At 65.7% G+C, this 20,693-nt stretch carries 20 protein-coding genes; 13 read left to right on the top strand and 7 right to left on the bottom strand.

The window, feature by feature from the left end; genetic code table 11:
- Nucleotides 1-54: 54 nt before the first annotated feature.
- Nucleotides 55-1,002, top strand: coding sequence for a heme o synthase (locus ACPGXI_RS03140; RefSeq protein ID WP_526649810.1), 948 nt, complete (start codon nucleotides 55-57; stop codon nucleotides 1,000-1,002).
- A gap of 5 nt (nucleotides 1,003-1,007) precedes the next feature.
- Here ACPGXI_RS03140 and ACPGXI_RS03135 read toward each other — a convergent pair whose 3' ends face one another.
- Nucleotides 1,008-1,994 carry a quinone oxidoreductase family protein gene (locus ACPGXI_RS03135; protein WP_526649703.1) on the bottom strand — a complete coding sequence of 329 codons (987 nt, stop codon included), beginning with the start codon at nucleotides 1,992-1,994 and terminating at the stop codon, nucleotides 1,008-1,010.
- 54 nt (nucleotides 1,995-2,048) lie between these two features.
- On the opposite strand from ACPGXI_RS03135, the gene ACPGXI_RS03130 reads away from it, so the two are divergent.
- Nucleotides 2,049-2,987, top strand: a complete 939-nt coding sequence (locus tag ACPGXI_RS03130) for an ATP-grasp domain-containing protein (RefSeq protein ID WP_526649701.1) — start codon at nucleotides 2,049-2,051, stop codon at nucleotides 2,985-2,987.
- Here ACPGXI_RS03130 and ACPGXI_RS03125 read toward each other — a convergent pair.
- The 4 genes from ACPGXI_RS03125 to mptB all read right to left on the bottom strand — a co-directional run bounded on the left by ACPGXI_RS03125 (nucleotide 2,937) and on the right by mptB (nucleotide 7,451).
- Complete coding sequence (locus tag ACPGXI_RS03125; RefSeq protein WP_526649699.1) at nucleotides 2,937-3,917, bottom strand: COX15/CtaA family protein; 981 nt, start codon at nucleotides 3,915-3,917, stop codon at nucleotides 2,937-2,939. The genes ACPGXI_RS03130 and ACPGXI_RS03125 overlap by 51 nt on opposite strands.
- 77 nt (nucleotides 3,918-3,994) lie before the next feature.
- Complete coding sequence (locus ACPGXI_RS03120) at nucleotides 3,995-4,768, bottom strand: ABC transporter permease (protein WP_526649697.1); 774 nt, start codon at nucleotides 4,766-4,768, stop codon at nucleotides 3,995-3,997.
- Complete coding sequence (locus ACPGXI_RS03115; protein ID WP_526649808.1) at nucleotides 4,765-5,673, bottom strand: ABC transporter ATP-binding protein; 909 nt, start codon at nucleotides 5,671-5,673, stop codon at nucleotides 4,765-4,767. Before ACPGXI_RS03115 ends, ACPGXI_RS03120 begins: the two co-directional genes overlap by 4 nt.
- A gap of 47 nt (nucleotides 5,674-5,720) precedes the next feature.
- Nucleotides 5,721-7,451, bottom strand: a complete 1,731-nt coding sequence (gene mptB / locus ACPGXI_RS03110; protein ID WP_526649695.1) for a polyprenol phosphomannose-dependent alpha 1,6 mannosyltransferase MptB — start codon at nucleotides 7,449-7,451, stop codon at nucleotides 5,721-5,723.
- 77 nt (nucleotides 7,452-7,528) lie between these two features.
- On the opposite strand from mptB, the gene ACPGXI_RS03105 reads away from it, so the two are divergent.
- The 11 genes from ACPGXI_RS03105 (at nucleotide 7,529) to ACPGXI_RS03055 (ending at nucleotide 17,597) form a co-directional block, all read left to right on the top strand.
- Nucleotides 7,529-8,284, top strand: coding sequence for a helix-turn-helix transcriptional regulator (locus ACPGXI_RS03105; protein ID WP_526649693.1), 756 nt, complete (start codon nucleotides 7,529-7,531; stop codon nucleotides 8,282-8,284).
- A 32-nt stretch (nucleotides 8,285-8,316) separates the two neighbouring features.
- The gene (sufB, locus tag ACPGXI_RS03100) at nucleotides 8,317-9,723 is read left to right on the top strand and encodes a Fe-S cluster assembly protein SufB (protein WP_526649806.1); all 1,407 of its coding nucleotides are present in this window, start codon (nucleotides 8,317-8,319) and stop codon (nucleotides 9,721-9,723) included.
- Nucleotides 9,723-10,934, top strand: coding sequence for a Fe-S cluster assembly protein SufD (gene sufD / locus ACPGXI_RS03095; protein ID WP_526649691.1), 1,212 nt, complete (start codon nucleotides 9,723-9,725; stop codon nucleotides 10,932-10,934). Before sufB ends, sufD begins: the two co-directional genes overlap by 1 nt.
- A 2-nt stretch (nucleotides 10,935-10,936) precedes the next feature.
- On the top strand, nucleotides 10,937-11,704 hold the full coding sequence (gene sufC / locus ACPGXI_RS03090) for a Fe-S cluster assembly ATPase SufC (RefSeq protein WP_526649689.1): 768 nt from the start codon (nucleotides 10,937-10,939) through the stop codon (nucleotides 11,702-11,704).
- Nucleotides 11,705-11,722: 18 nt separating this feature from the next.
- Nucleotides 11,723-12,994 carry a SufS family cysteine desulfurase gene (locus ACPGXI_RS03085; protein WP_526649804.1) on the top strand — a complete coding sequence of 424 codons (1,272 nt, stop codon included), beginning with the start codon at nucleotides 11,723-11,725 and terminating at the stop codon, nucleotides 12,992-12,994.
- Nucleotides 12,984-13,478: a Fe-S cluster assembly sulfur transfer protein SufU gene (gene sufU, locus ACPGXI_RS03080; RefSeq protein WP_526649687.1), complete on the top strand. Its 495-nt coding sequence runs from the start codon at nucleotides 12,984-12,986 to the stop codon at nucleotides 13,476-13,478. Before ACPGXI_RS03085 ends, sufU begins: the two co-directional genes overlap by 11 nt.
- Nucleotides 13,453-13,800, top strand: a complete 348-nt coding sequence (locus ACPGXI_RS03075; RefSeq protein ID WP_526649685.1) for a metal-sulfur cluster assembly factor — start codon at nucleotides 13,453-13,455, stop codon at nucleotides 13,798-13,800. The genes sufU and ACPGXI_RS03075 overlap by 26 nt, the downstream gene beginning before the upstream one ends.
- A 154-nt stretch (nucleotides 13,801-13,954) precedes the next feature.
- The gene (locus ACPGXI_RS03070) at nucleotides 13,955-14,671 is read left to right on the top strand and encodes a flavodoxin family protein (protein ID WP_526649683.1); all 717 of its coding nucleotides are present in this window, start codon (nucleotides 13,955-13,957) and stop codon (nucleotides 14,669-14,671) included.
- Between the two features lie 40 nt (nucleotides 14,672-14,711).
- Nucleotides 14,712-15,086 carry a thioredoxin gene (gene trxA / locus ACPGXI_RS03065; RefSeq protein ID WP_526649803.1) on the top strand — a complete coding sequence of 125 codons (375 nt, stop codon included), beginning with the start codon at nucleotides 14,712-14,714 and terminating at the stop codon, nucleotides 15,084-15,086.
- A gap of 31 nt (nucleotides 15,087-15,117) precedes the next feature.
- Nucleotides 15,118-15,948 carry an enoyl-CoA hydratase gene (locus ACPGXI_RS03060; protein ID WP_526649681.1) on the top strand — a complete coding sequence of 277 codons (831 nt, stop codon included), beginning with the start codon at nucleotides 15,118-15,120 and terminating at the stop codon, nucleotides 15,946-15,948.
- An 11-nt stretch (nucleotides 15,949-15,959) separates the two neighbouring features.
- Nucleotides 15,960-17,597: an ABC-F family ATP-binding cassette domain-containing protein gene (locus ACPGXI_RS03055; RefSeq protein WP_526649679.1), complete on the top strand. Its 1,638-nt coding sequence runs from the start codon at nucleotides 15,960-15,962 to the stop codon at nucleotides 17,595-17,597.
- 4 nt (nucleotides 17,598-17,601) lie between these two features.
- Here ACPGXI_RS03055 and ACPGXI_RS03050 read toward each other — a convergent pair whose 3' ends face one another.
- Both ACPGXI_RS03050 and ACPGXI_RS03045 read right to left on the bottom strand, forming a co-directional pair.
- The gene (locus ACPGXI_RS03050; protein WP_526649677.1) at nucleotides 17,602-18,165 is read right to left on the bottom strand and encodes a TetR/AcrR family transcriptional regulator; all 564 of its coding nucleotides are present in this window, start codon (nucleotides 18,163-18,165) and stop codon (nucleotides 17,602-17,604) included.
- 41 nt (nucleotides 18,166-18,206) lie between these two features.
- On the bottom strand, nucleotides 18,207-20,693 hold a 2,487-nt coding region (locus tag ACPGXI_RS03045), incomplete at its 5' end, for an aconitate hydratase (RefSeq protein ID WP_526649675.1).

Raw genomic sequence — 20,693 nt, 5'->3', positions numbered from 1 at the left:
TGTAGTAGAAGCGCCGATCGGTGCACGCTGACGTTGAGGAGTTGGTGCGTGAGAATTCGCGATGACCAACTCGTCGGCGAGTCGGCCCACGCATCCGAGGGGTTTCCCGACCGTCTCCGTAGTTCGCTGCTGGGCTATCTGTCGCTGACGAAGCCACGCGTCGTCGAGCTTCTATTGGTCACCACGATCCCGGCGATGCTGCTTGCCAATCGCGGCACCGTCGACCCGTTGCTTATCCTCAACACGCTGTTCGGTGGGCTGCTCGCCGCTGCCGGCGCCAACACGCTGAACTGTGTCGCGGACGCCGACATAGACAAGGTCATGAAGCGCACCGAGCGCAGACCGCTGGCCCGCGCAACGGTGCCCCGCAGCCATGCGCTGGTGTTCGGCCTGGCATTGTCGGTCGGCTCGTTCTTTTGGTTGTGGTGGACGACCAACTTGCTCTCGGCGCACCTCGCGGGCGCCACCATCGCGTTCTACGTTCTGGTCTACACGCTGCTGCTCAAGCGACGCACCTCGCAGAACGTGGTGTGGGGCGGAGCAGCCGGGTGTATGCCGGTGATGATCGGCTGGTCTGCCGTCACAGGAACTATCCAGTGGCCCGCACTGGTGATGTTCCTCATCATCTTCTTCTGGACACCGCCACACACCTGGGCGCTGGCCATGCGTTACAAAGAGGATTACAAAGCGGCGGGCGTGCCGATGCTGCCCGCGGTGGCCACCGAGCAGCAGGTCACCCGACAGATCCTGGTCTACACCTGGTTGACGGTCGCGGCGACGCTGGTGCTGGCGCTGACGACAGGCTGGCTCTATGCGGCCGTGGCAATCGTGGCGGGCACCTGGTTCCTGGTGATGGCGCATCAGTTGAACTCCGGCGTGCGGCGGGGCGAATCGGTGAAGCCGTTGAAACTGTTCCTTCAGTCGAACAACTACCTGGCCGTTGTCTTCTGCGCACTGGCGGTGGATTCGGCGCTGGCGCTGCCCACGCTTCTCACGGTCTGAGCCGGTCAGGGAATCAACACCACAGAGCCGACAGTCTTGCGACCCTGCAGATCGCGATGTGCCTGCTCGGCCTCGCGCAGGGCGTAGCGGTTGCTCACCGTGACGGTCAGCGTCCCGTCGGCAATCGCGGTGAGCAACTCACCCGCACGCCAGGAAAACTCATCGGCTGTGCGGGTGTAGTGCACGAGGTTCGGGCGGGTCAGGAATACCGACCCGGCGGCGTTGAGCCGTTGCGGGTCCAGTGGTGGAACCGGGCCGCTGGCCGCGCCGAACAGCGCGAGCGTGCCGCGAACGGCAAGGCTGGCCAGGCTGGCCTCGAATGTCGAGGCGCCCACGCCGTCGTAGACGGCCGCGGCCCCGGCGCCGTCGGTCAACTCGCGGACCTGGTCACCGAACTGTGCGGCGCCCCCCTCTTCGGTGCTGGGATAGTCGAGCACTTCGACCGCGCCGGCCTGCCGGGACAGCTCAGCCTTGTCAGGTGTCGATACCGTGGTGACCACCGAGGCCGCGAGGCTGGTCGCCCACTGCGTGAGGAGCAGCCCGACACCGCCGGCGCCGGCATGCATCAGCACGGTGTCGCGCTGCTGCACCGGGTAGGTCGACTTGATCAGGTAATGCGCCGTCATCCCTTTCAGTAACGCGGACGCCGCCACGTCGGCCGCCACCCCGTCGGGCACGTAGGCGACGAAATCCGCTGGGGCCAGGCAGTAGTCGGCGTACGCCCCGATGGACTGCGCGGTCACCACCCGGTCGCCCACGGTCAAAGCCGCGACGTCCGCACCGACGGCCTCGATGGTGCCGCACACCTCGGTGCCGACGACGAACGGGACGGCCCGCGGATAGAGGCCGGACCGGAAATAGGTATCGATGAAGTTCACGCCGACGGCTTCGGACTTGATCAGCACCTGACCGGGGCCCGGGGCGGGTTGCGGCTTCTCGACATAGGACAGGACTTCGGGCCCGCCCGTCTCGGCGACTTCGATGGCGTACATAGCGCCTATCATGCCCGGCTGGCAGCGGTCTTCCTCGGTAAACTCAGCTCAGCCATGAAACTCGCTCGTCCCGACCTCTTCCATCCCCGGATCGTGCTGGCCGGATGCCCGGCGCTGCCCGAGGGTGACGGTGACGATGCCGGCCTGGTGCAGGCGCTGCGCGGACGCGGCCTGCACGCTCGCTGGTTGTCCTGGGACGATCCGGGGGTCCTGAGGGCCGACCTGGTGATCCTGCGAGCGACGTGGGACTACATCGACCGACTCGACGAGTTCCTCGCCTGGACCGGGTCCGTACCGCTGCTGTTGAACCCACCGCGGGTCGTCGCGTGGAATACCGACAAGCGGTACCTGGGCGACCTCGCCGCAGCAGGTGTGCCGACGGTTCCCAGCGCGTTCTTCGCGCCCGGGGAGCAGGTACACGTCCCGGCCGGCGAAGTCGTCGTCAAACCTGCGGTTGGCGCGGGTTCGATTGGCGCGCTGAGGTTTTCCGACGCGTCAAAAGCTCTCGCGCATGGCGCGGCGCTGCAGGAGGGCGGGCAGACCGTCCTCGTGCAACCCTATGATCCGCGAGTCGGTGACGGCGAGACGGCGCTGGTGTTCATTGGCGGTGAGCAGTCCCACGCGTTCACCAAAGGGCCGCTGCTGCCGCCGCCGGGCGGGGCGCCGGTGTTCGACGAGTCCGGTACCTACGCACAGGAGCGACTCCAGCCCGCCGAACCGGACTTCGAGCTCTGGGACCTCGGCCACGCGGCGCTTGCCGCCGCGGCTGCCCACCTGGGAGTACGAATCACCGATCTGCTCTACGCTCGCGTCGACGTACTCGGAGCAGCGGACTCGCCGAGTCTGCTGGAACTGGAACTCGTCGAACCCTCGCTGGGCTGGCGGCAGCTCAACGACAGCGTGCGGGAGCTTCAGCAGCGCACGTTCGCCCTCGCGGTGGAGTCAGCGCTGGATGGTTTCGGGCTGGGCCCGCTCTCTCATCGAGGCCCATAGCGCCGCGGTGGCCGCCGTGCAGATCGCCGCGCCGGCGACGTGCACCACCACCAGCGCCACGGGCACGCCGGCGAAGAATTGCCAGGTGCCGACTATCCCCTGAAGGCAGACCAGCACGGTCACGACGACCAGGCGCAAGGTCACTGGTCGTGGTGCGCGCACCGCGAGCAGGCCGAACCCCAGTCCGACCAGCAGTGCGAGGTAGACGGTCACCAGCGACGAGTGACGGTACACCAGCATGAGGATATCCAGCCCCAGTCGCGGCACCGGCGAATCGACGCTCTTGTCGCCGGCGTGGGGACCGGCTCCGGTGACCATCGTGCCGGTCACCAGCACCACCGACAGTGCGACGGCACTGAGGAAGGTCAACTGGCGCAGCGGTTTCGGCACTCTGGTGACCGGTATGCCATCATCGGGCTCGCCGACCTTGACGTAGAGCAGCGTGGCAATCCAGACCATCGCCATCGACGCCAGCAGGTGGATGGCCACCGTCCACCACAGCAACCCGGTCAACACGGTGATGCCGCCGATCACCGCCTGCACCACGGTCGACGCCGGCATCAGCCAGGCGTAGACCAGTACCTCGCGCCGGCGCCGGGCGCGGGTCAGCGTGATGACCGCAGCCGCGGCGGTGAGCACCACCAGGAAGGTCAGCAGGCGGTTGCCGAACTCGACGGCCTGGTGCAGGCCGGCCACTTCGGCATGCGGTACCGGTGTGAAGCTGCCGGGGAAGCACTGCGGCCAGGTGGGGCAGCCGAGTCCGGATGCGGTGACGCGCACGATCGCTCCGGTTACCGCGATACCGCCCTGGGTGAGGATCACCGCCGCGGCGACGATGCGCTGAACGCGCAGGCTCGGCTCGGGAAACAGGTCCACCAGCCCGAAGAAGAGCCTGGGCAAGAGCCTGGGCGAGGGTCGTCCGTTGGCCACGCCCCGATGGTAGATGCTGTTCGACTACCGCCTGTAGTAGGGGCGTACCGGGGTGGCAGCGCCGGCTGCTGAACTCCTCAGGTGAAGCGGAACCAGCGCAGCGCGCACAGTCCGGCGACGGCGCCCCACACTGCGAGTACCGCGAGGCCGAACCAGTCCACCGACAGCATCGTCGCGCGGGACAGGGCTTCGGTCAGCGCGCCCGAGGGCGTCAGCCGCGCCACCCATTGCAGGCCCGATGGGGCTACCCCACCTCCCAGTGTCAGAGCGCCCAGGCCGGCGAACACGAACCAGAGCAGGTTTGCGATGGCCAGCACGATCTCGGCGCGCAGGGTGCCGCCGAGCAGCAGGCCGAGGGCAGCGAAAACGGCGGTGCCGAGCGCGATGATCACCGCGCCGATCGCCAGTCCGGCGACCGGCGGGCGCCATCCCAGCGCGAAACCGATGGCGCCGAACAAGATCGACTGCAGGAACACCACGGCCACCACCGCCAGAGATTTTCCGGCGATGATGCCCCACACCGGCAGGGCGGTGGCGCCGAGCCTCTTGAGAGCGCCGTAGCGGCGGTCGAAGGCGACGGCGATGGCCTGGCCGGTGAACGCGGTGGAGATCACCGCCAGCGCCATGATGGCCGGGACGAAGGTCGCGGCCCGGTTGTCGCCGAACGAACCCAACGGCAACAACGTGAGCCCCACCAACAGTGTGATCGGGATGAACATCGTGAGCAGCAACTGTTCGCCGTTGCGCAGCAGCAGGCGCAGTTCCAGTCCGAACTGGGCGTTCAGCATCCGCGATACCGGTGCAGGTCGCGGATCGGGGGTGAACGTTCCGGGTGCGAAACGATTGGTCATGATCGCAACTCCCGTCCGGTCAGCTCGAGGAACACGTCCTCGAGGCTGCGCTGTTCGACGCGCATGTCGGTGGCCAGGACGTCGAGTCGGGCACACCATGCGGTCACGGTGGCCAGCACCTGTGGATCGATGCAGCCTTCGATGAGGTACTCGCCCGGGGAGGTCTCGACGGCCCGGTAACTCTCCGGGAGTGCGGCTGCCAGCAGAGTCAGATCCAGCATCCGCGGGGCGCGGAACCGTAGCTGGTTCTCCGCGCCGCTGCGCATCAATTCGGCCGGGGTGCCGGTGGCGACCGCCACGCCGTGATCGATGATCAGGATTCGGTCGGCGAGCTCCTCGGCCTCGGCCAGCTGGTGAGTCGTCAGCACCACCGTCACGCCGTCCCGCCGGAGTGCGTCGATCAACTCCCACACCACGATTCGCGCGTGCGCGTCCATACCCGCGGTGGGTTCGTCGAGGAACACCAACTCGGGACGGCCGACGACAGCGCAGGCCAGCGATAGTCGCTGTTGCTGGCCACCGGACAGCCGTCGATACGTGGTCCGGGCGGAGTCGGTCAACCCGAGTGTGTCGAGCAGCCATCGGGGGTCGATCGGGTCGGAGGCATAGGACGCGACAAGCTCGAGCATCTCGCCCGCACGCGCTGCCGGATACGCCCCTCCGCCCTGGAGCATCACGCCGATGCGGGAACGTATCTCGGCGTTGTCGGCGAGGGGTTCCAGACCGAGGATCCTGATCTGGCCCGAGTCGGGCTTGATGAAGCCCTCGCACATCTCTACCGTGGTGGTCTTCCCGGCCCCATTGGGTCCGAGCAGCGCGAACACCTCGGCGGTCTCGACATGCAGATCGAGTTCGGACACCGCAACAGTCGATCCATAACGCTTGCTGACGCCGCGCAGCAGCATGGGGGCTGCAGATGAGCGCTCGCGCGGGGAGCCGACAACACCGGAGGTCACGGAGACCCAGCGTAGGCGTCGGGCCGGGGGGTGGGTGGATCTGGTGGCGGCGACGGACCCGGATCGGGGTCCTCGACCGTCTCCCGGTCGTCGACGGCGGGGTCCGGCGGGATCGGGCGCCAAGGCAGCCGTCGGTAGGTGAACGCGATCAAGATCAGCACGATCACGGCGCTCGCCAGCGTCGCCATCACGATCTGGAACAAAGCGAACCGGTCCCCATTGGCGGTCGGGCCGAAGATCCCGACCACGAGAGTGGCCGCGATCGCCATCGCCCGAAAGCCTGGTCGGGTGGCCCACGCGGCGAGCGGGATGATCGCCCACAGCAGGTACCACGGTTGCACGACGGGGAATAGGAGCACGGTGGCTCCCAGCGCGACCCCGAGCCCGCCGACCGGGTGGAGCCGACCGCGGAACACCGCGAACAACAGCCAGGTGACGATCACCGCGATCAGGCTGACGCCGATCGCACGGGTCAGCGCGAGCACCGCGGTGGTGTGGTCACCGAGGCCGAGCAGAATTCCGACCTGCCCGGTTCCCAGGGCCAGCAGGGTCGGTGGGGACATCCAGCTACGGACGACGTTGGCGGTGCCGAGGGTGAACAGCCAGCCGAAGCCGAGCCCGCTGGCCCAGCCGATCACCACCATCACCGCCAGCGACACCGCGGCCAACGATCCGCTCGCGATGAAGAACGCCTTGATCGTGCCGCCCAGTTGATGGCCCAACGCCATCGCCACGAAGCCCAGCGCGAGGAGCGACGGCAGCTTCACCTGCGATGACATCGTGATGAGCACCGTGCCGACGAGCAGCATCGCCATCGGGTACCAGCGGGCCCACTGCTCGCGGCCCCGCGGCCATGCCGGTGGCCGAGGGACAAGGGAGGTTGCGTCTCGGATGCTGCTGATGCCACGCAGCGCGAACTCGGTACCGGTCAGCATCAACCCCAACATCAGGGCCTCGTTGTGAATGCCGGCAACCAGGTGCATGAACAGCAGCGGGTTTGCCGCACCCAGCCACAGCGCGCTCACCTCGGCGACTCCGCACCGGCGGGCCAGTCGCGGCGTGGCCCACACGATCATTCCCACGCCGAGTAGGACGACCACGCGGTGCAACAACACAGCTTCGACGATGTTCTCGCCGGTCAGAGCTGAAATGCCGCGGCCGATCCACAGGAACAGCGGCCCGTACGGTGCCGGCGTGTCGCGCCACAGGCTGGGCACCGACAGGGTGAAGGCATGGGCCAGACCGAGGCCGGGGGCGGGTCCCACGACGTAGGGGTCGCTGCCCTGAAGAGAGATCTCGCTCTGTGCGAGGTAGGAGTAGACGTCCTTGCTGTACATGGGCGGCGCGATCAGCAGTGGCAGTGCCCAGAGCAGCAGGTTGCGGTCAAGCTGGCTGCGTGTCATCTTCCGCTCGCCGAGGGCGAACCGGCCGAGCATCAGCCAGGCCAGCGTCATCATCACAGCACCGGTGGTGGTCATCGTCAGGGAGACCGTCTGGATACGCGACGGCAGGTTCAGTAGCCGGACCCCGAATGTCGGGTCCTGGATCACGGGGCGGGCGCCGGCGCCGAGGGCGCCGATGGCCATCAGCACCGTGCCGGTCGCTCCGAATAACCTGGTCCGGCGCATCGCGATGAGCTCGGCGTCGTTGAGCGGGCTGCCGACCGTTCGCTCATCGCCGTGCCAGCCGGCGATCGAGGTGCTCAGGGAGCTCAGGCGGGCTGCCACCAAGGCAGCGTAGCCTTCCCCGCCTGCTTAGGGTGCCCTTGCTGGACCGGGTTTCGGAATTGCGTCACACTGGTGTTGTGAAAATCGGCACCCGGGTTCCGCTCTCGACTGCACCGCAGTCGGGGCCGTCCTGCGCTGCCGACGGTGACGCCCATGAGGATGGGCATGTCGATACCCGGGGCGCGATCATCCAACTCCTCCTGGAATCGGGTCCGACCACCGCGAGCCGCATCGGAGAGCAGCTGGGGCTGTCCGCCGCCGGTGTGCGCCGGCACCTCGATGCCCTCATCGATGCCGGCGACGCCCAGGCCAACGCCGCGGCGGCCTGGCAGCACGAGGGCCGGGGTCGACCCGCCAAGCGCTTTCAGCTCACTGCGGCGGGCCGCGCGAAGCTGGAGCACACCTATGACGACCTGGCTTCGGCAGCGATGCGCCAGTTACGCGAGCTGGGCGGTGACGAGGCCATCAAGAGATTCGCCCGCACCCGAATCGACACGATCCTGGCCAATGTCGAGCCCGCCGCCGGTGCGGCCGCCGACGACGTCGAGGCAGCTGCCGACCGGATCGCTGACGCGCTGACCGTGGCCGGGTACGCGACCACCACCACCCGGGTGAAGGGGCCACTGCACGGCGTGCAGATCTGTCAGCATCACTGCCCTGTCTCGCACGTGGCCCAGGAGTTCCCCGAGCTGTGCGAGGCCGAGCAGCAGGCCATGGCCGATGTTCTGGGTACTCACGTACAACGGCTCGCGACCATCGTCAACGGCGATTGCGCCTGCACCACCCACGTCCCGCTGAGTGACAACGAGAGCAAAAGGAGTGTGTCGCCGTGACAATCACCCCAGAAGTGAAGCCGGCCGAGCCGTTGACCCAGGACGAAGCGATTGCTTCTCTGGGCAACTACGGCTACGGCTGGTCGGACTCCGACGTCGCGGGCGCGAGCGCGCAGCGCGGGCTCTCCGAAGCAGTGGTGCGCGACATCTCATCGAAGAAGAGCGAGCCCGAGTGGATGCTGGACATCCGGCTGAAGGCGCTGCGGACGTTCGGCAAGAAGCCGATGCCGAACTGGGGTTCCGACCTCGAAGGTATCCACTTCGACAACATCAAGTACTTCGTACGTTCGAGTGAGCAGCAGGCCGCGACGTGGGACGACCTGCCCGCCGATATCAAGAACACCTACGACAAGCTCGGCATCCCGGAGGCGGAGAAGCAGCGCCTGGTCTCCGGGGTCGCGGCCCAGTACGAGTCGGAGGTGGTCTACCACTCGATCCGTGAGGATCTCGAGGCCCAAGGTGTCATCTTCCTCGACACCGACACCGCGTTGAAGGAACACCCCGAGATCTTCAAGAAGTACTTCGGGACGGTGATCCCGGCCGGTGACAACAAGTTCTCCGCACTGAACACCGCAGTGTGGTCTGGTGGATCGTTCATCTACGTCCCCAAGGGCGTACATGTCGACATCCCGCTGCAGGCCTACTTCCGGATCAACACCGAGAACATGGGCCAGTTCGAGCGGACCCTCATCATCGTCGACGAAGACGCCTATGTGCACTACGTCGAGGGCTGCACGGCGCCGATCTACAAGTCGGACTCGCTGCACTCGGCGGTCGTCGAGATCATCGTCAAACCCGGTGGCCGCTGCCGGTACACCACCATCCAGAACTGGTCGAACAACGTGTACAACCTGGTCACCAAGCGGGCTCGAGCCGAAGCCGGCGCCACGATGGAGTGGGTGGATGGCAACATCGGTTCCAAGGTCACCATGAAGTACCCGGCCGTGTGGATGACCGGGGAGCACGCCAAGGGCGAGGTGCTCTCGGTGGCGTTCGCCGGCGAGGGTCAGCACCAGGACACCGGCGCCAAGATGTTGCACCTCGCACCGAGTACATCGTCGAACATCGTGTCCAAGTCCGTGGCCCGCGGCGGTGGCCGGGCCTCCTACCGCGGCCTGGTCCAAATCAACAAGGGCGCGCACGGCTCACGGTCCAGCGTGAAATGCGATGCGCTGCTGGTCGATACGGTCAGCCGCAGTGACACCTACCCGTATGTCGACATCCGCGAAGACGACGTCACCATGGGTCACGAAGCCACCGTGTCGAAGGTCAGCGCCGATCAGCTGTTCTATCTGATGAGTCGCGGACTTACCGAAGACGAGGCCATGGCGATGGTCGTACGCGGCTTCGTCGAGCCCATCGCCAAGGAACTCCCGATGGAGTACGCGCTGGAACTGAACCGGCTGATCGAGCTACAGATGGAAGGCGCGGTCGGTTAGTGACTCAGGATTTCACGACAGCGGTCGAAGGTACGGCCACACCGGGCTCGGCTCTCGCCGGCGCCAATAAGGGCGAACTGTTCGCCTCCTTCGACGTCGATGCCTTCGAGGTGCCCGGCGGACGCGACGAGCTGTGGCGGTTCACTCCGCTGAAGCGGCTGCGCGGCCTGCACGACGGCACCGCGCCCGCGAGCGGTAGCGCACAGATCGAGGTTGTCGAGCGCCCCGGCGTGACGGTGGAAACCGTGCGCCGCGGTGACGAGCGGCTCGGCCAAGGCGGCACGCCGACCGACCGGGTTGCCGCTCAGGCGTTCTCGTCGTTCAACTCCGCGACGGTGGTGACCGTGGCACGCGAGACCGAAGTCGATGAGCCGATCGAAATCGCGATCACCGGACCCGGTGCGGGTGCGGTGGCCTACGGGCATCTGCAGATCCGTGTTGAAGAACTGGCCCGGGCCATCGTCGTGGTCGACCTTCGGGGCAGCGGAACCTACGCCGACAACGTCGAGATCATCGTCGGCGACTCGGCCGGCCTCGGCGTGATCTGGATCGCCGACTGGGCCGACGACATGGTGCACGTCAGCGCGCACCACGCTCGGTTGGGCAAGGACGCGGTGCTCGGGCACATCAACGTCACGCTGGGCGGCGATGTCGTCCGCACCTCGGCGACAGTGCGTTTCACCGGTCCCGGCGGCGACGCCAAGTTGCTCGGCACCTATTTCGCCGACGACGGCCAGTTCTTCGAGTCGCGCCTGCTGGTCGACCACGCACAACCGAACTGCAAATCCGATGTGCTGTACAAAGGTGCCCTGCAAGGGGATTCGGGCTCCAAACTGCCCGACGCGCACACCGTGTGGATCGGTGACGTGCTGATCCGCGCGGAGGCCACCGGCACCGATACCTTCGAGGTGAACCGCAACCTGGTGCTCACCGATGGCGCCCGCGCCGACTCGGTGCCCAACCTGGAGATCGAGACCGGCGAGATCGTCGGTGCCGGGCACGCCAGCGCCACCGGTCGTTTCGATGACGAGCAGTTGTTCTATCTGCGAACCCGGGGGATTCCGGAAGCGCAAGCCCGGCGACTGGTGGTGCGGGGCTTCTTCAACGAGATCATCGCCAAGATCGCCGTCCCGGCCGTACGTGAGCGCCTCACCGAGGCCATCGAGCAAGAATTGCACAAGAACCACATCACTGAATCGAGAAGTTCGTAGACATGACCACACTGGAAATCAAGGACCTTCACGTCTCTGTCACCTCGGCTGACGATGTCGATATCCCGATCCTCAAGGGAGTCAACCTCACCGTGAAGTCGGGGGAGACCCACGCCGTGATGGGCCCCAACGGATCCGGCAAGTCCACTTTGTCGTATGCCATCGCGGGCCATCCCAAGTACACGGTCACCTCCGGGTCGATCACGCTCGACGGCGCCGATGTCCTGGACATGAGCATCGATGAAAGAGCCCGGGCAGGACTCTTCCTGGCGATGCAGTACCCCATCGAGGTGCCGGGTGTGTCGATGTCGAACTTCCTGCGCACCGCCGCTACCGCGGTCCGTGGCGAGGCTCCCAAGCTTCGGCACTGGGTCAAGGAGGTCAAGGGCGCGATGGGTGACCTCGACATCGACCCGACCTTCTCCGAACGCAGTGTCAACGAAGGTTTCTCAGGTGGGGAGAAGAAGCGCCACGAGATCCTGCAGTTGGGTCTGCTCAAGCCGAAGATTGCCATCCTCGACGAAACTGACTCGGGACTCGACGTCGACGCGTTGCGGGTCGTCAGCCAGGGCGTGAACCGTTACGCCGAGAGCGAGCACGGTGGCGTCTTACTCATTACCCACTACACCCGAATCTTGCGCTACATCCAGCCCCAGTTCGTCCACGTGTTCTTCGGTGGCCGCATCATCCAGTCCGGCGGGCCTGAGTTGGCCGATGAACTCGAGGAGAACGGCTACGAGCGCTTTACCCAGGCTGCACCGGCCTCTTAGGAGGAGTCTCCCATGACGATGACCGTCGGCCGCCCACTGGATGTGGCAGGTGTCGCCCGAATCCGGGCGGACTTTCCGATCCTGAGCCGGGTGATGCGCGGCGGATGTCAACTGGCATACCTTGATTCCGGTGCAACCTCGCAGCGCCCGGTACAGGTGCTCGACGCCGAACGCGACTTTCTGGTTCATTCGAACGGAGCCGTGCACCGGGGCGCCCATCAGCTGATGGAAGAGTCCACCGACGCCTACGAACAGGGCCGTTCAGATATCGCGGCCTTCGTGGGTGCCGACCCCGATGAGCTGGTGTTCACCAAGAACGCCACCGAGGCCATCAATCTCGTGTCCTACGCGATCGGCGACGATCGTTTCGAACGGGCGATCCGTCCCGGTGATGTGATCGTCACCACCGAGTTGGAGCATCATGCGAACCTGATCCCGTGGCAGGAGCTCTGCCGACGGACCGGTGCCGAGCTGCGCTGGTACAGCGTGATTTCCGAGGGTCCCGACGCCGGACGTATCGACCTGGATTCACTCGAACTCGATGACCGAGTGAAACTTGTTGCCTTCAGTCATCATTCGAACGTCACCGGGGCGGTTGCCCCGATCGCCGAGCTGGTCGCCAGGGCGAAGGCCGTCGGTGCACTGACCCTCCTCGACGCGTGCCAGTCGGTGCCCCATCAACCCGTGGACTTCCACGACCTGGATGTCGATTTTGCCGCGTTCTCGGGCCACAAGATGTTGGGCCCCACCGGCATCGGCGTGCTTTACGGCCGCGCCGAACTGCTCGGCGCGCTTCCGCCATTCCTGACCGGCGGGTCGATGATCGAGACCGTGACCATGGCGGCCACCACCTACGCGGCGGCCCCGCAGCGCTTCGAGGCGGGCACCCCGATGACCTCACAGGTTGTCGGACTCGGCGCGGCTACCCGTTACCTACGGGATATCGGGATGGCCGCGGTCGAGCAGTACGAAGCTGAGTTGGTCGCAGCGGCATTGGCCGGACTGTCGGGTATCGATGGCGTCCGGATCATCGGTCCCCATTCCATGGAGCACCGCGGTTCGCCGGTGTCGTTTGTCGTGGACGGTGTGCACGCGCATGACGTGGGACAAGTTCTCGACGATGAGGGGGTGGCGGTACGCGTCGGTCACCATTGCGCGTGGCCGCTGCACCGCCGGTTCGGTATCGCGGCGACGGCGCGGGCCTCTTTCGCTGTCTACAACACCGCTGACGAGGTCGACCGGTTGGTGGCGGGGGTGCGCCGGGCGGTGGAGTTCTTCGATGCGGCTTGAGCAGATATACCAGGAGGTGATCCTGGACCACTACAAGCATCCGCATCACCGCGGTCTGCGTGAGCCTTTCGGCGCCGAGGTCAGTCACGTCAATCCCACGTGCGGGGATGAGGTCACGCTGCGGGTGGCGTTGTCCGAGGACGGTGAGACCGTTACGGACATCTCCTACGACGGTCAGGGTTGCTCGATCAGCCAGGCCTCGACATCGGTGCTGACCGACCAGGTGATCGGGCACAGTGTGGGTGACGCATTCAAGACGGTTGCCGCGTTTTCGGAGATGGTTGCATCGCGCGGCCGGATCGAGGGCGACGAAGACCTGCTCGGGGACGGCGTGGCGTTCTCCGGGGTCTCGAAGTACCCGGCGCGGGTCAAATGTGCGCTGCTGGGCTGGATGGCTTTCAAAGATGCGCTGGTGCAGGCCAGCGCGGAATCCGATGTAGATCTAGAGGAGGCAGACTATGGCCGAGGCCAGCGCGCAGAATGACGAGATGCTGGACGATCTCGAGGAGGCCATGCGCGATGTCGTCGACCCCGAGTTGGGCATCAACGTGGTCGACCTGGGCTTGGTCTATGGATTGAACATCGAACAGGCCGACACGGGTGCGGTGGCGCTGATCGATATGACGCTGACGTCGGCTGCCTGCCCGCTGACCGATGTCATCGAGGATCAGTCGCGTAGCGCACTGGTGGGGACCGGCCTGGTGAACGACATCAAGATCAACTGGGTGTGGAATCCGCCGTGGGGTCCGGACAAGATCACCGACGACGGACGCGAACAGCTCAGAGCGCTCGGGTTCACCGTGTAGAGCGGCCGCGGCCGGGCGGCGAACCTCGAAGCACTGCGGGCAACATTCCCGCACTCCGTTCACCCACTGGCCACTAGACTGGATCTGGAAGCGGATCAGGAAGTGGATCAGAACCCACCAACCCCGAACCGTATGGGCGGGAGAAGCTGCATTCGTGAGTGACATCGATCTCGACTACACCGGTCTGCGGGCACTGTTCATCAACTGCACGCTGAAGCGTTCCCCAGAAGCCAGCCACACCGACGGTCTCATCGGAATCAGCGCCGGGATCATGGGCAAGCACGGCATCGCGGTCGACGTCGTCCGTGCGGTCGATCACGACATCGCCACCGGCGTTTGGCCCGACATGCGTGAGCACGGCTGGGAAACAGACGACTGGCCGGGAATCTTCGAGAAGGTTCTTGCTGCCGACATTCTGGTGCTCGCCGGCCCGATCTGGCTGGGTGACAACAGTTCGGTGATGAAGAAGGTGCATGAGCGGCTGTACGGCGGCTCGCACCTGCTCAACGAAGCGGGTCAGTATCTGTATTACGGCCGGGTCGGCGGCTGCCTCATCACCGGAAACGAAGACGGCGTCAAGCACTGCGCCCAGAACGTGCTGTACACGCTCCAGCACATCGGCTACGCCATCCCGCCGCAGGCCGACGCCGGCTGGATCGGCGAAGCAGGTCCGGGACCGTCCTACCTGGATCCGGGGTCGGGTGGACCCGAGAACGATTTCACCAATCGCAACACCACGTTCATGACGTGGAACTTGATGCACTTCGCTCGCATGCTGAAGGTCGCCGGCGGTATCCCCGCATACGGCAACGTCCGGTCGGGATGGGATGCGGGCTGTCGGTATGACTTCGCCAATCCCGAGTACCGGTGAGGCTGGGAACACTGCGGCGCCGACGCGCGTTGAGGATGGCGTGGCTACTCGAGACCTGACCGCCGAAGAGTTCAATGACACCATCAGCGCCAACGACATCGTGCTCGTCGACTTCTGGGCGACGTGGTGCGGACCGTGTCGGCAGTTCGCCCCGACCTTCGCTGCCTCCTCGGAAAAGCATCCCGACGTCGTCTATGCCAAGGTCGACACCGAGGCCGAGCAGGAGCTCGCCGCGGCGGCCGATATCCGCTCCATACCCACCCTGATGGCTTTCAAGAAGGGCAAGTTGGTGTTCAACCAGGCTGGGGCGCTACCCCCGGCTGGGTTGGAGGATCTGGTGGTGAAGATCAAGGAGTTCGACGTCGACGCCGCGATCTCGGCGCAAGGCGATGGGCAGGCACCCGGCCAGAGGTAATCGCTGACATCGCGCCCGATACCGTGCAAGCGTGAACCCGCAAGACCCCTCTGAGTTCGTACTGGTAGACCGGCCGCGTCCACATGTCGCCCTGGTGACGCTCAACCGGCCCGAGCGGATGAACTCGATGGCCTTCGATGTGATGGTGCCGTTGAGAGCGGTTCTCGACGAACTGAACTCGGACAATTCGGTGCGCGCCATCGTGCTGACCGGAGCCGGGCGCGGATTCTCATCGGGTGCCGACCACAGGTCGGCCGGATCGGTGCCCCATGTCGATGGCCTGACCAGGCCCACGTACGCGCTGCGCTCGATGGAGGTGCTCGACGAGGTCATCCTCGCGCTGCGCAAGATGCATCAACCGGTGATTGCCGCGGTGAACGGCGCAGCCATCGGTGGGGGCCTGTGCCTGGCGCTCGCCTGCGATATCCGCGTCGCATCCACCGACGCCTATTTCCGCGCAGCGGGCATCAACAACGGCCTGACCGCCAGCGAGTTGGGCCTGTCCTTTCTGTTGCCGCGCGCCATCGGCACGTCGCGCGCCTTCGAATTGATGTTGACCGGGCGGGACATGGCTGCCGCCGAAGCCGAGCGAATCGGCCTGGTGTCGCGCTCGGTCCCGCCGGTCGATCTGCTCGACTGTTGCTTGGAGATGGCCGAGCGGATTGCGTCTTTCTCCCGGCCGGGGATCGAATTGACCAAACGGACCCTGTGGAGTGGACTGGACGCCACTAGCCTGGAAGGGCACATGCAGGCCGAGGGTCTGGGTCAGCTTTACCTACGTTTGCTCACCGGCAACTTCGAAGAAGCGGTCGCAGCGCGCGCTCAGGGGCGAGCCCCGGTCTTCACCGACGACAAGCAGTAGGGGAGCGCAGCGTGATCACCGCAACGGACCTGGAGGTCCGCGCCGGAGCGCGCACATTGCTCTCCGTCGACGGTGCTGCGCTTCGCATTCAGCCCGGCGACCGCATCGGTCTTGTCGGTCGCAACGGAGCCGGTAAGACCACCACCATGCGCATTCTCGCGGGGGAAGGTGAGCCGTATGCCGGAACGGTCACCCGGACCGGAGACATCGGTTACCTGCCCCAGGACCCCAGAGAAGGTGACCTCGACATGCTGGCTCGCGACCGCGTGCTCTCGGCGCGCGGTCTGGACACTCTGCTCGCCGACCTGGAGAAGCAGCAGGCGTTGATGGCCGAAGTGGCCGACGATTCCGCCCGCGACAAGGCGGTCCGTCGCTATGGACAACTCGAGGAGAGGTTCGCCGCTCTCGGCGGGTACGCCGCCGAGAGTGAGGCCAGCCGCATCTGCGCCAGCCTCGGTCTGCCAGAGCGCGTTCTGACCCAGTCGTTGCGGACGCTTTCCGGGGGTCAGCGCCGCCGGGTTGAGCTCAGCCGCATCCTGTTCGCCGCCTCGGAAGGTCACGGCGCCGGACCAAACTCAGGTACCACGCTGCTGCTCGACGAACCGACCAACCACCTCGACGCCGACTCAATCGGCTGGTTGCGCGCCTTCCTGCATAACCACACCGGCGGGCTGGTCGTGATCAGCCACAACGTCGATCTCCTCTCCGACATCGTCAACCGAGTGTGGTTCCTCGACGCGGTCCGCGGTGAGGCCGACGTCTACAACATGGGGTGGCAGAAGTACCTCGATGCCCGCGCCACCGACGAACAGCGCCGCCGCCGCGAGCGAGCCAATGCAGAGCGCAAGGCCGCTGCGTTGCGTACGCAGGCTGCCAAGATGGGCGCCAAGGCCACCAAAGCGGTTGCTGCACAGAATATGCTGCGGCGTGCAGAACGTATGATGGCTGCACTCGACGAAGATCGGGTGGCCGACAAGGTAGCGCGCATCAAGTTCCCGACGCCCGCTCCGTGCGGGCGAACCCCGTTGGTCGCCAAGGGGCTCACGAAGAACTACGGATCCCTTGAGGTGTTCACCGGCGTCGACCTCGCGATTGACCGTGGGTCGCGTGTTGTGGTGCTCGGACTCAACGGTGCGGGCAAGACGACCTTGCTGCGGCTGCTCGCCGGCACAGAGAGCTCCGATGCGGGAGGACTGGAGCCCGGGCACGGCTGCAAGATCGGCTACTTCGCCCAGGAGCACGACACCCTCGATGACAGCGCGACGGTGTGGGAGAACATCCGTCACGCCGCTCCAGACACCGGTGAGCAGGACCTTCGTGGTCTGCTGGGCGCGTTCATGTTCTCCGGTGCGCAACTCGACCAGCCTGCGGGCACGCTGTCGGGGGGCGAGAAAACCCGGCTGGCGCTGGCTGGGCTCGTGGCCTCCACCGCGAATGTGTTGCTGCTCGACGAACCGACCAACAATCTCGATCCCGCCTCTCGCGAGCAGGTCCTGGACGCCTTGCGCAGTTACCTGGGAGCTGTGGTGCTGGTGACCCATGATCCGGGGGCGGCCGAGGCGCTGAATCCGCAGCGGGTCGTGCTGCTGCCCGACGGCACCGAGGACTTCTGGTCAGACGAATACCGCGACCTCATCGAGCTGGCCTGACGGCCTACGGCTGTCGCAGCGACGCCTCTACGAGGTCCAGTGCGGCGCTGAGTCTTTCCGGTTCGTCTCCAGAGGCCAGCCGCGCCACCAACCCGTCGAGAACCAGCTCGAGGTAGGTGCGCAGCACCTGGTCGGGCACGTCGTCGCGAAGCCGCCCGGCCCGTTTCTGACGCCGCAGACGTTCGGCGGTGGCCGCTGACAACTCGGCGGACCGCTCGGCCCATTCCCGGCTGAACGCGGGATCGTTTCGGAGCTTGCGCGCAATTTCCAAGCGAGTCGCAAGCCAGTCGAATTGCTCTGGTGCGGCGAGCATTTCGCGCATCACCTGAATCAGGCCCTCGCGCGTGGCTACCTCGGCCATCCGTTCGGCGTCCTCACGCGCCAGCTCGAAGAACAGCGTGTCCTTGTCGCGGAAGTGATGGAAGATCGCGCCGCGCGACAGCCCGATCACCTGCTCGAGGCGGCGCACGGTGGCCCTGTCGTAGCCGTACTCGGCAAAGCACCGCCGAGCGCCCTCGAGGATCTGGCGCCGACGCGCCGCCAGGTGACCGTGGGTTACCCGCGGCATGTCACGCTGCTAGGTGGCACGTCTGCTACCTGGCGCTCTGGCTATGTCTTGAGCATGTTGCGCAACACGTATTGCAGGATGCCCCCGTTGCGGTAATAGTCGGCCTCACCAGGGGTGTCGATACGTACGACGGCATCAAACTCGGTACGAGACCCATCCTGTTTGGTGGCGGTCACCCGGACGGTCTTGGGCGTCTTGCCGCTGTTGAGTTCGGTGATGCCGGTGATGTCGTAGACCTCGGTCCCGTCCAGCTTCAACGATGCCGCGGACTCCCCGGCCGGGAACTGCAGCGGGATGACGCCCATGCCGATCAGGTTCGATCGATGGATCCGCTCGAACGACTCGGTGATCACCGCACGGACACCGAGCAGGCTGGTTCCCTTGGCCGCCCAGTCCCGTGAGGAGCCTGAGCCGTATTCCTTGCCGCCCAGCACGACCAGCGGAATGTCCTGCGCAGCATAATTCTGCGCCGCGTCGTAGATGAATGCCTGCGGGGCCTCGCCGCCATCGGCGGCCTGGGTGAAGTCGCGGGTATAGCCGCCGGACACGTCGTCGAGCAATTGGTTGCGCAGCCGGATGTTGGCGAACGTGCCACGAATCATCACCTCGTGGTTTCCCCGTCGCGAGCCATACGAGTTGTAGTCCTTGCGCTGAACACCGTTGGACTCCAGGTATTGCGCGGCCGGCGTGCCCGACTTGATGTTGCCCGCCGGGCTTATGTGGTCGGTGGTCACCGAATCCCCCAGTAGTGCGAGCACTCTGGCGCCACTGATATCGCTGACCGGGTTGGGCGCGGCGGGCATGCCGTCGAAGTAGGGGGGTTTGCGCACGTAGGTCGAGTTCGAATCCCAATCGAAGGTCTTGCCATCCGGGGTGGGCAGCGACCGCCAGCGTTCGTCCCCCTTGAAGACATCGGCGTAATTCTTCGAGAACATCTCCTGGTTGATCGAGCTCGCGATGACGTCGGAGATCTCCTTCTGCGACGGCCAGATGTCCTTGAGGAACACGTCGGCGCCGGCGGTGTCCTTGCCGAGCGGCTCGGTCTCGAAGTCGAAGTCCATGGTTCCGGCCAGCGCATACGCGATAACCAGCGGGGGCGAGGCCAGATAGTTCATCTTGACGTCGGGGGAGATCCGGCCCTCGAAGTTGCGGTTACCCGACAGCACCGCCGTCACCGACAGGTCGCTCTCGTTGACCGCTTTGGAGATTTCCTCGGGCAGCGGTCCGGTGTTACCGATGCACGTCGTGCAGCCGTACCCGACCAAGAAGAAGCCGAGCTTCTCCAGGTAGGGCCAAACTCCGGCCTTGTCGTAGTAGTCGCTGACCACCTGGGATCCCGGCGCCATCGAGGTCTTCACCCACGGCTTGGAGGTCAGCCCTTTGTCGACAGCGTTTTTGGCCAGCAACGCGGCGCCGAGCATCACCGAGGGGTTGGAGGTGTTGGTGCACGACGTGATCGCCGCGACGACCACCGCACCATGATCGAGCACAAAGTCGCCGCGTTCTTCGGATGTCACCGGCACGGGCTTACTGGGCCTGCCGTGTGCTCCGTTGGCCGCGCTGGGCCGGGCGTCCACCGCGCCGTCGTCGGCGAAGGACAGGGCCACCGGATCGCTGGCCGGGAAGGACTCGTCGACGGCCTCGTCCAGCTTGGTCTGAATGGAGCTTTCCTCCTCGCCGTCCACATAGTTGTGGATTTCCTTGCGGAACGCCGACTTGGCGTCTGACAGCTGGATCCGGTCCTGTGGGCGCTTGGGCCCGGCGATCGAGGGCACCACGTCACCGAGGTCGAGTTCGAGATACTCGGAATAGGCGGGTTCTTTGTTCGCGTCATGCCACATGCCCTGCGCTTTGGCGTACGCCTCGACCAGAGCCAGCTGATCATCATCGCGCCCGGTCAGTCGCAGGTAGTCGATCGTCACCTCATCGATCGGGAAAATAGCTGCGGTGGAACCGAATTCGGGGCTCATATTGCCCAGCGTGGCGCGATTGGCCAGCGGCACCTCGGCCACGCCCGCGCCGTAGAACTCGACGAACTTGCCGACGACGCCATGCTTGCGCAGCATCTCGGTCACAGTGAGTACCACGTCGGTGGCCGTCACGCCCGGCTTGATCTCGCCGCTGAGCTTGAAGCCGACGACGCGTGGGATCAGCATGGACACCGGCTGACCCAGCATTGCCGCCTCGGCCTCGATGCCACCCACGCCCCAGCCGAGCACGCCGAGGCCGTTGACCATCGTGGTGTGACTGTCGGTGCCCACACAGGTGTCCGGGTAGGCGGTCTTGGTGCCGTTGACATCACGGACCATCACGGTGCGGGCCAGGTACTCGATGTTGACCTGGTGCACGATGCCGGTGCCGGGCGGTACCACCTTGAAGTCATCGAATGCGCCCTGACCCCAGCGCAGGAACTGATAGCGCTCGCCGTTGCGTTCGTACTCGATGTCCACATTGCGCTCGAACGCGTCGCGGCGGCCGAACACATCGACGATCACCGAGTGGTCGATCACCATCTCAGCGGGTGCCAA

Origin of the sequence: Mycobacterium sp. (genome assembly GCF_049608025.1) — a bacterium.
Lineage (GTDB): Bacteria > Actinomycetota > Actinomycetes > Mycobacteriales > Mycobacteriaceae > Mycobacterium.
This window is presented reverse-complemented; position numbering and strand designations above follow the sequence as displayed.